Source organism: Pseudomonas putida (assembly GCF_001941965.1).
GTDB classification, from domain to species: Bacteria; Pseudomonadota; Gammaproteobacteria; order Pseudomonadales; family Pseudomonadaceae; genus Aquipseudomonas; species Aquipseudomonas putida_L.
The window spans coordinates 46069-58420 of record NZ_MKZO01000075.1 but is presented as its reverse complement, the minus strand read 5'-3'; the positions used below and the strand labels follow the sequence as shown (position 1 = coordinate 58420).

Sequence of the window (12352 nt, the reverse complement as noted above, 5' to 3'; positions counted from 1 at the left end):
CCCTTTTTTTTGTATCGCTCTTTCGGGCCTCATCGCTGGCAAGCCAGCTCCCACAGGTTCAGCGGTGCACGCGATCCCTGTGGGAGCTGGCTTGCCAGCGATGAGGCCCTCAAGGCCACTACACAAGCTCAGCCAGACGCTTCTTGTAAGCCCCCGCCATCGCCCGAATCTCCGGCTCAGCCGCCTGCTCCAGCGCCGGTCCGGCCACCCGCAGGAAATTGGCATTGCCGCCTTCCAGCGCCACCTGCAGCCACCTCAGCGCCCCCTCCAGCTCACCCTGCGCCGCCAACACCGCCGCATGACTGAACTGCCCACGGAAATCCCCGGCCTCCGCCGAACGCCGATACCAGTCCTGCGCTGCCGGCACATTCACCTGGCAATGCAAGCCCTCCTCCAGGTACCGCCCCAGCAGGTTCATCGACTTCGCATGCCCCATTTGCGCCGCGCGCCGGTAGCAGGCCAGCGCCAGCTCATGGTCCAGCTCCACGCCACGCCCGGTCGCCAGCAGGTTGGCCAGGTTGTAGATCCCCCAGTCCAGTCCGCCATTGGCCGCATGCCGGTAATGCAACGCCGCCTTGGGCACATCCGCCTCGCCGCCCCAGCCATGCTCCAGGCAACGCCCGAGCATGTTGTGAGCCATGGCGCTGCCCTGCTGCGCGGCAATCCCGAACCAGGTCCGCGCCAGCGCCGGGTCCCTCTCGATCCCGCGCCCGTCGAGGAGGATCTGCCCCAGCAGCGCCTGGGCCTCGACCACGCCCTTGCCCGCCGCCATCAACAGGGCCTGGGCCGCCTTGGCCGGGCTCTGTTCGAGCATCTGGCCGAATTCGTCCGAGCCCACCACTTCCTCACGCCGTAACTGGAACGCCATGCCTCAGACCTCCACCCAGCGCCGCAGCAGGTTGTGATAGGTGCCGGTGAGTTGTAGCAGCGACGGGTGATCCGGCACATCGGCGGTGAGTTGCTGGATGGCGCTGTCCATCTCGAACAGCAGCGCGCGCTGGCTGTCCTCGCGCACCAGGCTCTGGGTCCAGAAGAACGCCGCATAGCGAGCGCCACGGGTCACCGGGTTGACCCGATGCAGGCTGGTGCCCGGATACAGGACCATGTCCCCCGCCGCCAGCTTGACCCGTTGCATGCCGTAGGTGTCCTGGATCTCCAGTTCACCGCCGTCGTAGTCCTCCGGATCGCTGAAGAACAGGGTCGACGACAGGTCGGTACGCACCCGCTCCACACTGCCCTTGGGCTGGCGCACCGCGTTGTCGATATGGAAACCGAAGTTGCCGCCTTCGCGGTAGCAGTTGATCAGCGGCGGGAACACCTTGTGCGGCAGCGCCGCCGACATGAAGCGCGGGTTGCTCCACAGGCGCTCGATCATCGCCGCGCCGATTTCCTTGGCCAGCGGATGACCTTCGGGCAACTGCAGATTGTGCTTGGCCTTGGCCGATTGATAGCCTGCGGTGATCTTGCCGTCGGCCCAGTCGGTAGCCTCCAGTGCCTCGCGAATGCGCAGCACTTCCTCACGGTTGAACAGGCCGGGAATGTGTGAAAGCATGGCGATCTGGCACCTAAGCGGAAAAAGTTGTCAATGGTATTGATTCTTATCCGTAGGTCACAAGCCCCAACCGAGGGGCGGCCATTGATCCTTGGCAAAATTTCGTGAAGAAAGGTGTAAAGAATGTAAATGCAAGCCTTTCTCAATTGTGAGTGCCAATCACTTGCTCTTATATTCCGCCCCCTCGAAACCTTGGGAGGGGGTCCACCTGATGTCGCGTCAATTCGTTCCAGCCACTGTCAGCTCACCGCGCTTGCTCGCATCCGCCATCGGTGTCGCCATCACCGCCACGTCCGCCGCGCACATGGCCTATGCCGACGAGCCAGTACCTGCCAAGCCGGCTGGTCCGTTGACCCTCGATGCCACCAGCATCAATGCCCAGGCCGCCGAGCAGGCCAGCACCGACTACAAGGTCGAGCGCGCCTCGTCGCAGAAATACACCGCGCCGCTGGTCGATACTCCGCGTTCGGTCACCGTGGTCCCGCAACAGGTCCTCAAGGACACCAATGCCCTGACCCTGCAGGACGCCCTGCGTACCGTACCGGGCATCACCTTCGGTGCCGGTGAAGGCGGCAACCCGCAAGGCGACCGTCCGTTCATCCGCGGCTTTGACTCGCAGAACGACACCTACATCGATGGCGTGCGCGACACCGGCGCACAGAGCCGCGAGCTGTTCGCCGTGGAATCCATCGAAGTCAGCAAGGGGCCGAACTCCGCAGTCGGCGGCCGTGGCGCCGCAGGTGGCAGCATCAACCTGGTGAGCAAGAAAGCCCATCTGGGCAACTCCTTCGACGGCGGCTTCACCTGGGGCTCCGACCAGACCCAGCGCTATACCCTCGACGGCAACTATCAGTTCACCGACACCATTGCCGGTCGCCTGAACCTGATGAGCCACGAAAGCAACGTCGCCGGCCGCGACAAGGTCAACTACGACCGTTGGGGCATCGCCCCGTCCCTGGCCTTCGGCCTGGGCACCGACACCCGGGTCAACCTCGACTGGTACCACGTCGAAAGCGACGACCTGCCGGATTCCGGCGTGCCCTACACCTACTCCGGCACCAACCGCACCTCGGCCAACCCGGACAAGCCTTATTCCGGCGGCGACCACAGCAACTTCTACGGCCTGACCGACCGCGACTTCCGCAAGTCGCGCACCGATATCGCCACCATTGCCATCGAGCACGACCTGACCGACGCGCTGACCATCAAGAACACCCTGCGCCACGGCAACTCGATGCAGGACTACATCCTGACCCAGCCCGACGACTCCAAGGGCAACGTCAACAACGGCAGCGTCTGGCGCCGGGCCAACACCCGGGTGGGCAACACCGCCACCACCACCAACCAGACCGACCTGTTCGGCGACATCTATATCGCCGGCTTCAAGAACAGCTTCTCCACCGGTATCGAGTTGAGCCGTGAAGAGAGCGAGCGTTCGACCTACGACGTCAACACCGACACCACCCCAGCGACGCCGATCACGCCGACCGTGCCGTCCAGCACCAACTGCACCCCGGCCATGATCGTCTCTAGCGGCTACAACTGCACCTCGCTGAGCAACCCGAACCCGGACGATCCGTGGAACGGCTCGATCTCGCGCAACTACGCCGGCACCACCACCAAGGGCAAGACCCGCGCGATCTACGTCTTCGACACCCTTGAGCTGACTCCGCAATGGCTGGTCAACATGGGCCTGCGTTACGACCACTTCGATACCGAGTACCGCACCTACGGCGCCAACGGTGCCACCACCGTCAGCAAGACCGGCGTGCGCGCCGAGGGCAAGGACACCAGCGAGTTCGTTACTGGCCAGCTGGGCCTGGTGTGGAAACCAGCCGACAACGGCAGCGTCTATGTTTCCTACGCCACCGCAGCGACCCCACCGGGCGCAATGCTGGGTGAAGGCATGGAAGGCAACGTCCTGCCCAATAGCACCGACCGTAACGGCGTCCTGCTCGGCAGCGACATGGAGCCGGAAGAAACCACCAACTACGAAATCGGCACCAAGTGGGACCTGCTGGACAGCCGCCTGTCCCTGACCGGCGCGATCTTCCGCACCGAGAAGGACAACGCCCGCGTCCAGGTCAACACCAACACCTACGAGAACGTCGGTACCACCCGCGTTGACGGTATCGAGCTGTCGGCCAGCGGCAAGATCACCGAGAAATGGCAGGTCTTCGCCGGCTACGCCTACATGGAAGGTCGGCAGATCGACGGCGGCCCGCTGGGCAAGGCCAACGACGGCAACCAGTTGCCGAACCTGCCGAACAACTCGGCCAGCCTGTGGACCACCTACCAGATCACGCCGAAGTTCACCATCGGTGGCGGCGCCTTCTACACCGACGAAGTGTTCGGCAGCGTGGCCAACACCACCAAGGTCGACAGCTACGTGCGCTATGACGCCATGGCCGCCTACAAGCTGACCAAGAACGTCGACCTGCAACTGAACGTGCAGAACCTGACCAACGAGGTCTACTACGACAAGGCGTTCTCCACCCACTTCGCCAACCAGGCGGCGGGCCGTACCGCCCTGCTGACCACCAGCGTCCACTTCTAAGGTCGCTGTTTTCACCCCGCCCCGCTCATTCAGATGAGCGGGGCTTTTGTGTATCAAGGCATAATGCGCGACTAATTCGCATTCCCAGAAACATTCCAGGTGGTCGATGTGCTGAAAAAGACACTGTTCCAACTGCACTGGTTCTTCGGCATCACGGCCGGGCTGGTGCTCGCGCTGATGGGCATCACCGGCGCAGCGTACTCGTTCCAGGATGAAATCCTCCGGGCCATGAACCCGCAGGTGCTCAAGGTCCAGGTCCGCGAAGGCGGCGTGCTGGCGCCGGCCGAGCTGGTGCGGCGGGTCGAGGAGACCGAGGGCAAGAAGGTCTCGATGATCTGGGTCGATACCAAAAGCGATGCCGCAGCGCGGATCTTCTTCATGCCACCGCCGGGGGAACGCCGTGGCCAGCTGCGCTATGTCGACCCTTACACCGGCGCCTTCCAGGGCGATGTGGTGGGCCAGGACTTCTTCAACCTGATGCTCAACCTGCACCGCTTCCTGACCATCGGCGACACCGGCCGGCAGATCACCGGCGCCTGCACCCTGATCCTGGTGTTCTTCTGCCTCTCCGGCCTGTACCTGCGCTGGCCGCGCCAGGCGCTGAACTGGCGCACCTGGCTGACCCTCGACTGGGCGAAGAAAGGCCGTGCGTTCAACTGGGACCTGCATGCGGTGTTCGGCACCTGGTGCCTGCTGTTCTATCTCCTGTTTGCCCTCACCGGCCTGTTCTGGTCCTACGAGTGGTACCGCGAAGGGCTGAACAAGCTGCTGGCGGACAAACCGCCGGCCGGCCAGCAACAGCAGAAACGCGGCGAAGGGCGCGGTGGTCACGGCGGCCCGCCCAAGCCGGATGCCAACGCACCGGCGCTGGTGGTGGACTACGACGCCATCTGGGCCAGCCTGCAAAAGGCCGCCGGCCCCGGCATGACCGCCTACAACCTGCGCCTGCCGCCGGTAGGCGGGCAGCCGGCGATGATCTTCTATCTACTGGACGATGCCGCCCACGAGCGCGCCATCAACAGCCTGACGATCGATCCGGCCACCGGCGAGGTGAAGCGCCAGGAGATCTACAACGACAAGTCGTTCAAGGCGCAACTGCTGACCAGCGTGTATGCCCTGCACGTGGGCAGCTACTGGGGCCTGCCGGGGCGGATCATCGTGACCCTGGCCAGCGTGACCATGCCGCTGTTCTTCGTCACCGGCTGGCTGCTGTACCTCGATCGCCGACGCAAGAAGCGCCAGATCCGCGCCGCTCGCGGAGGCATGACCCAGGATGACGGCCAGGGCGACAGCTGGCTGGTGGGCTTTGCCAGCCAGAGCGGTTTCGCCGAGCAACTGGCCTGGCAGAGTGCCGGGCAGTTGCAAGCGGCCGGTTTGCCGGTGCGGGTGCAATCGCTGGCTTCGTTGAGCGAAGCGGACCTGCGCCAGGCCGGACGCGCGCTGTTCGTGGTCAGTACCTTCGGCGACGGCGAAGCGCCGGACAGCGCCCGTGGCTTCGAGCGCAAGGTGCTCGGCCAGGCGCTGGCGCTGGAGGGCCTGAACTATTCGCTGCTGGCCCTCGGCGACCGGCAGTACCCGCACTTCTGCGGCTTCGCCCGGCGCCTGCATGCCTGGCTGGGTGAACGTGGTGCCCATGCCCGCTTCGCCCCGGTGGAAGTGGACAGCGCCGACCCGCTGGCCCTGCAACGCTGGCAGCAGCAACTGGCGGAACTGAGCGGCAGCGCCGTGATGCCGGCCTGGCAGGCGCCGGAATTTGCGCCATGGACCTTGAACCGTCGCGAGCTGCTGAACCCGGGCAGCCAGGGCTTGCCGGTGTTCCTGCTGGGTCTGACTCCGCCGACGCCTTCGCAATGGGAAGCGGGCGATCTGGTGGAAATCATGCCGCGTCAGGCACCGGCTAGCGTGGAGCGTTTCCTTCAGGGCCTCGGGCTGGACGGCAACACCCAGGTGCAACTGGCTGGCCTGAACGAATCACTGTCCGCCGCCCTCGCCGGCCGGCAACTGCCGGTCAGCCGCGAGCACCTGGTCGGGCTGCATGCTCAGGCGCTGGTGGATGCGCTGATTCCGATCGATGCGCGGGAGTATTCCATCGCGTCGATTGCGGTGGATGGTGTGCTGGAGCTGATCGTGCGTCAGGAGCGGCATGCCGATGGCAGTCTTGGGCTGGGTTCCGGATGGCTGACCGAGCATATGGCGCCGGGCAGCACTGTCAGCCTGCGCCTGCGCCGCAACAGCGGTTTCCATCTGCCAGCGGAGGCTGCGCCGATGATCCTGATCGGCAACGGCACCGGGCTGGCGGGGTTGCGCAGCTTGCTCAAGGCGCGGATCGCGGCGGGCGAGCAGCGTAACTGGCTGTTGTTCGGCGAGCGCAATGAAGCCCATGACTTCCACTGCCGGGACGAGCTGCAAGGCTGGCTGGCCAGTGGCGACCTGGCACGACTGGACCTGGCGTTTTCGCGGGACCAGGCGGAGAAGGTGTATGTGCAGGACCTGTTGCTGCAGCGTGGCGAGGAGGTGAAGCGCTGGCTGGAGGATGGGGCGGCGATCTATATCTGCGGTAGCTTGCAGGGGATGGCTGGCGGGGTGGATGCGGCGCTCAACGGGTTGCTCGGTGAGGCGGCTGTGGAAGAGTTGATCGAGCTGGGGCGATATCGCCGGGACGTCTACTGAGTATTTGAGGGCCTCATCGCTGGCAAGCCAGCTCCCACAGGGATCGCGTGCACCGCTGAACCTGTGGGAGCTGGCTTGCCAGCGATAGGGCTCTCAAGAACTCAGTGAAGCTCGAAGGTATCGGCATCCAGGTTCGCCGGGAACCGCGTCCGGTAAGCCGCGAGATCCGCCGAACTCAGCTCCACGGTAAACACCCCATCCGCCTCCCCCGCGCTCAGCAGGCTTTCACCCTGGAAGTCCAGGACCTGGCTGTCGCCGGTATAGGCAAAGCCCTTGCCATCCGTCCCCACCCGGTTCACCGCCGCCACATAGCACAGGTTCTCGATGCCCCGCGCCGGCAGCAGCCGGTTCCAGTGCTGGCGCCGCGCCGCCGGCCAGTTGGCGGTGTACAGCAGCAGATCGGTGTCCTGGGCATCGCGGCTCCACACCGGGAAACGCAGGTCGTAGCAGATCAGCGGGCGAATCCGCCAGCCCTTGAGCTCGAACTGCACCTGGCGCTCGCCCGGGGTGTAGTGCTTGTGCTCACCGGCCATGCGGAACAGATGGCGCTTGTCGTAATGCAGGATCTCGCCATCCGGCCGCGCCCAGAGCAGGCGGTTGCGGTGGCTGCCATCGGCAGCCTGGATGATCACGCTGCCGGTGATCACTGCATCGATGCGCTTGGCCTGGGCCTTGAGCCAGGCATACGTTGGGCCGTTCTCCGGCTCGGCGAGACGCTCGGACTCCATGGAGAAGCCGGTAGTGAACATCTCCGGCAGGATCACCAGGTCAGCGCCCCTGGCCTGGTCCAACAAGGCTTCGAAATGCTCGTAGTTGCCCTGGCGGTCCTGCCAGACCAGGCTGGTCTGGACCAGGGCAATGCTCAGGTTGGGCAGGTTGCTCAGATCGCGCATAGTTTTTCCGCTGCCTCGCGCAGCGTCTCCTCGCGTTTGGCGAAACACAGGCGCACCAGGCGCTGCTCGGGAATGGGTTGCTGGTAGAACACCGACACCGGAATGGTCGCCACGCCATGCTCGCGGGTCAGCCACAGGGCCATGTCGACATCGTTCAGGTCAGGCCGAATGGCCGAGTAATCCACCAACTGGAAATAGGTGCCCGCCGACCGCGTGAAGCTGAAACGCGACGGTTCGAGCAGGTCGCAGAACAGGTCGCGCTTGGCCTGGTAGAAGGCCGGCAATTCGTCGATATGCTCGGGATGCTCGGCCATGAAGTCGGCCAGGGCCCATTGCAGCGGGGTCACGCCGCAGAAGTTGACGTACTGGTGGACCTTGCGCAGTTCGGCACTCAGTGCCGGCGGTGCAATCACGTAGCCGGTCTTCCAGCCGGTGACGTGGTAGGTCTTGCCGAACGAGCTGACCACGAAGGCGCGCTGGTACAGGGCTTCATGGCTCAGCACGCTGGCATGGGCGACGCCGTCGAACACCAGGTGCTCGTAGACTTCGTCGCTGATCAGGTAGATATCGCGGTCGGCGATCAGAGCCGCCAACTGGTCGAGGTCGGCCCGGGTGATCAGCGCGCCGCTGGGGTTGTGCGGCGAGTTGATGATGACCATGCGGGTTTTCGGGCTCAGGGCATCGCTGAATGTCTGCCAGTCGATGCTGAAGTCCACCGGGTCCAGCTGCACATGCACGCAACGGCCACCGGCCAGCTCCACCGAGGGCTCGTAGCTGTCGTAACTGGGGTCGAAGACGATGACTTCATCACCACTGCGAATCACCGCCTGAATGGCGCAGAAGATCCCTTCGGTGGCACCGGGCACGATGGTCACTTCATGGTCGGCATCGACGCTGACGCCATAGTGCCGGGCGATCTTCGCCGCCACCTGCTGGCGCAACGCGGGCAAGCCGGTCATCGGCGAATACTGGTTATGCCCGGCGCTGACATGCCGGCCCACCGCATCGAGCAGGGCCTGCGGGCCATTGAAGTCGGGGAAACCCTGGGACAGGTTCAACGCACCGGTTTGCACGGCGAGCTGGGACATGGTGGTGAAGATGGTCGTGCCGACATTCGGCAGCTTGCTGCTGATCATGAAGCCCTCTTTCCTGCGGACCCGGCCCGGGGGCGGTAAGCCATCGAGCATAGCGGATCGGACAGTCAGGAAAAAGCTTGTAACACGTAGCCGGCGGAGGGCGCTGACGGGGATCAACAAGGGATGCGGCGCAGGGTTTGCCCCTGCGCCGCAACGAGCTTACTTGCGCTTGTCCTTGCGCTTCTTCTCGGCCTTCTTGTGGTGCGACATCAACCGGCGCTTCTTGTTGACCTGGCGGTCGGTGAGGGTGTTCTTGTTGCCCTCGAACGGGTTGTCGCTGCCCTTGTACTCGATGCGGATCGGCGTACCGACCAGCTTCAGCACACGGCGGTAGGTGTTTTCCAGGTAACGCGAGTACGAACGCGGGACCTTCTCCACCTGGTTGCCGTGGATCACGATGATCGGCGGGTTGGCACCACCAAGGTGGGCATAGCGCAGCTTGATGCGGCGGCCGTTGACCATCGGCGGCTGATGCTCGCTGACCGCGTCTTCGAGGATCTGGGTCAGGCGGCTGGTCGGCCAGCGGGTGACCGCCGACTTGAACGAGTTCTGCACCGACTGGTACAGGTTGCCCACGCCGGTGCCGTGCAGCGCCGAGATGAAGTGGATATCGGCGAAGTCGACGAAGAACAGCCGGCGTTCCAGCTCGGTCTTCACGTAGTCGCGCTCGCTCGGCTGCATGCCGTCCCACTTGTTCAGGGCGATGACGATGGCGCGACCGGCCTCGAGGGCGAAGCCCAGCAGGTTGAGGTCGTGGTCGACCACACCTTCGCGGGCATCCATGACGAAGATCACCACGTTGGCGTCCTTGATCGCCTGGAGGGTCTTCACCACCGAGAACTTCTCGACTTCCTCGTGGATCTTGCCGCGCTTGCGCACACCGGCAGTGTCGATCAGGGTGTACTTCTCTTCGTTGCGCTCGAAGGGAATGTAGATACTGTCGCGGGTGGTGCCGGGCTGGTCGTAGACCACCACGCGCTCTTCGCCGAGCATGCGGTTGACCAGGGTCGACTTGCCGACGTTCGGGCGGCCGATGATGGCGATCTTGATGCCATCCTTCTCGCTCGGGCCCGGGATGCGCGTGGCTTCCTCGCCTTCGGCGACGTTTTCGTCGAGCGCGTCTTCTTCCTTGTCGCGCGGCACGTCACCCAGCACGGTTTCCATCAGTGCGTTGATGCCGCGGCCCTGGGAACCGGCCACCGGGATGGCGTTGCCCATGCCCATAGGCGAGAACTCGGCGCGGGCGGTGTCCGGATCGATGTTGTCGATCTTGTTGGCCACCAGGAACGACTGCTTGTTCCGCTTGCGCAGGTGCTCGGCGATCATCTGGTCGGCGGCGGTCAGGCCGGCGCGGGCGTCCACCAGGAACAGCACGTAGTCGGCTTCTTCGATGGCCATGAGCGACTGCTCGGCCATCTTCTCGTCCATGCCCGCCTCGTCACCGGTGATACCGCCGGTGTCGATCAGGATGAAGGTACGACCCTGCCAGTGGGCTTCACCGTACTGGCGGTCGCGGGTCAGGCCCGAGAGGTCGCCGACGATGGCGTCACGGGTCTTGGTCAGGCGGTTGAACATGGTGGACTTGCCGACGTTCGGACGACCTACCAGGGCAATTACGGGAACCATGCGGCTCTCCATTGGGTAAATTCAAAAAATACAAAGGCCGCTGCGGGGCAGCGGCCGGAGTCTTGGGCAACGTCTCTCGACGTGCAGCCCGGGGCCCGGAGGCCCCAAGCATAGTCTTACTTGATCTTGTACGCCTCGAGGGCGCCGCTGTTGCCGTACACGTAGATGGTGTCGCCAACCACCAGCGGACGGGCACGCAGGCCATCGCTGTCGACACGCTCGCGACCGACGAAGCGACCGTCCACCTGGCTCAGCAGGTGCAGGTAGCCTTCGAAGTCACCCACCGCCACGTAGCTGGAGAACACTTCCGGCGCCGACAGTTGACGGCGGGCCAGCTGGTCGTTGCTCCACAGCGCCGAGGACGAACGTTCGTCGATCCCTTCGACGGTGCCCGAGGCTTCGCTCACGTAGACGTTGCCGAAGCCCTGGGCCACACCGGTGTAGCTGGAGGCATCACGCTGCCACAGCACACGGCCGGATTCCAGGTCCAGGCCGGCGACGCGGCCCTGGTAGGTGGCGACGTACAGGGTGCCACCGGACAGCAGCAGGCCGCCGTCGATGTCGACCACACGCTCCAGCTCCGAACGACCTTGCGGGACAGCGACGCGCTGTTCCCACACCGGTACGCCGTTGCTGGTATCCAGGGCAATGACCTTGCCGCTGGACAGACCGGCCACCGCCAGGTGGTTGGTCACGATCGGTGCGCCGGTACCGCGCAGGGTCAGGACCGCAGGGGTGCTGTCGTAGATCCAGCGACGGTCGCCAGTGGCGGCGTCGAGGCCGATCAGGCGGTCGTCCTGGGTCTGCACCACCACCACGTCACCGTTGGTGGCGGGCGGGGCCAGCACTTCGCTGGTCACGCGGGCCGTCCATTTCTGTTCGCCGGTGCTGGCATCCAGGGCGATCACTTCACCCTTGAGGGTGCCCAGCATGACCAGGCCGTAGCCTACGCCAACCGCGCCGGAGACCGGTTTTTCCAGGTCTTTCTTCCAGATCACGTCACCGTTCTGGCGGTTCAGCGACATGACCACGCCGGTCACGTCGGAGGCGAAGATGCGGTCGTTCTCGATCACCGGAACCAGCATGTTCCAGGTTTCGCCCTGACCATCACCGATCGAACGGCTCCATTGCTTCTGCAAGACCACCTCTTCGGTGAACTTGGTCAGCTCGGCCGGAGGCAGTTCCTTCTTGCTGTTGCTGCTGCAACCCGCGGCCAGGATGGCCAGGGTCAGCACTGCTGCATGTTTCCAACCGATCACGTCACGCATCCCCTTTGGCCAGGTCGTCGAGCTTGAGTTGCAGGCCACCTACCGCGTCGTCATCGGACAGTGCGGCCTTGGCTTTTTCGTATGCAGCATGGGCGTCGTCGGCACGGCCCAGTTGCACCAGCAGGTCGCCTTTCAGCTCCTCGCGGGTGGCAACGAATGCCTTGTCGGTGTCGCCGTCGAGCAGCTTCAGGGCTTCGTCGGCCTTGTTCTGCGCAGCCAGCACGCGGGCCAGGCGCTGACGGGCGATCTCGCCCAGGGTCGCGTCGGCCGGCTTGTCGTAGACGCTCTTCAGCTCGGAAGCGGCGTCGTCCAGCTTGCCGCTGTCCACCGCCACCTTGGCGACGAACAGGCTGCCGTACTGGGCGTACGCAGTACCACCGAACTCGCTTTTCAGCTTGCCCGACAGCTCGGCGACCTTGGCCGTGTCCGGCGTGCCGGTCGGCGTCAGGGTGGTTTCCAGCAGAGCCTGATAAAGGTTCGAGGCGCCTTGCGACTGGTTGGCCTGGTACTTGTGCCAGGCCTGCCAGCCAAAGACGGCCACCAGAGCCAGCAGACCGCCGGTTACCAGTGGCTTGCCGTTACGCTCCCACCAGTCCTTGAACGCGGCCAGTTGTTCATCATCGGTACTCGACACCCCAATACTCCTTTCA

9 protein-coding genes are annotated in these 12352 nt (G+C 64.5%); 2 read left to right on the top strand and 7 right to left on the bottom strand.

The features are described from left to right. Positions 1–118: 118 nt before the first annotated feature. Positions 119–868 carry a tetratricopeptide repeat protein gene (locus PSEMO_RS30445; RefSeq protein WP_075806568.1) on the bottom strand — a complete coding sequence of 250 codons (750 nt, stop codon included), beginning with the start codon at positions 866–868 and terminating at the stop codon, positions 119–121. Between the two features lie 3 nt (positions 869–871). Beyond that, on the bottom strand, positions 872–1552 hold the full coding sequence (locus tag PSEMO_RS30440; protein WP_075806567.1) for a Fe2+-dependent dioxygenase: 681 nt from the start codon (positions 1550–1552) through the stop codon (positions 872–874). A 211-nt stretch (positions 1553–1763) separates the two neighbouring features. Between PSEMO_RS30440 and PSEMO_RS30435 the strand changes: the two genes are divergently transcribed. Next, positions 1764–4109 carry a TonB-dependent receptor gene (locus PSEMO_RS30435; RefSeq protein ID WP_075806566.1) on the top strand — a complete coding sequence of 782 codons (2346 nt, stop codon included), beginning with the start codon at positions 1764–1766 and terminating at the stop codon, positions 4107–4109. Between the two features lie 108 nt (positions 4110–4217). Next, positions 4218–6779 (top strand): PepSY domain-containing protein, encoded by a 2562-nt coding sequence (locus PSEMO_RS30430; RefSeq protein ID WP_075806718.1) that lies wholly within the window; start codon positions 4218–4220, stop codon positions 6777–6779. Between the two features lie 101 nt (positions 6780–6880). Here PSEMO_RS30430 and PSEMO_RS30425 read toward each other — a convergent pair whose 3' ends face one another. The 5 genes from PSEMO_RS30425 to PSEMO_RS30405 all read right to left on the bottom strand — a co-directional run bounded on the left by PSEMO_RS30425 (position 6881) and on the right by PSEMO_RS30405 (position 12336). Then, positions 6881–7672, bottom strand: a complete 792-nt coding sequence (locus PSEMO_RS30425; protein WP_075806565.1) for an amidohydrolase — start codon at positions 7670–7672, stop codon at positions 6881–6883. Continuing rightward, a complete protein-coding gene (locus PSEMO_RS30420) occupies positions 7660–8808 on the bottom strand; it encodes a pyridoxal phosphate-dependent aminotransferase (protein WP_075806564.1) in 1149 nt (382 codons plus the stop codon). Before PSEMO_RS30420 ends, PSEMO_RS30425 begins: the two co-directional genes overlap by 13 nt. A 159-nt stretch (positions 8809–8967) precedes the next feature. After that, entirely contained in the window at positions 8968–10434 is a 1467-nt protein-coding gene (gene der, locus PSEMO_RS30415; RefSeq protein ID WP_075806563.1) for a ribosome biogenesis GTPase Der, read from the bottom strand. A gap of 116 nt (positions 10435–10550) precedes the next feature. Then, positions 10551–11702 (bottom strand): outer membrane protein assembly factor BamB, encoded by a 1152-nt coding sequence (gene bamB / locus PSEMO_RS30410; RefSeq protein WP_075806562.1) that lies wholly within the window; start codon positions 11700–11702, stop codon positions 10551–10553. Continuing rightward, positions 11695–12336, bottom strand: a complete 642-nt coding sequence (locus tag PSEMO_RS30405; protein WP_075806561.1) for a YfgM family protein — start codon at positions 12334–12336, stop codon at positions 11695–11697. The genes bamB and PSEMO_RS30405 overlap by 8 nt, the downstream gene beginning before the upstream one ends. Between the last annotated feature and the right edge of the window lie 16 nt (positions 12337–12352).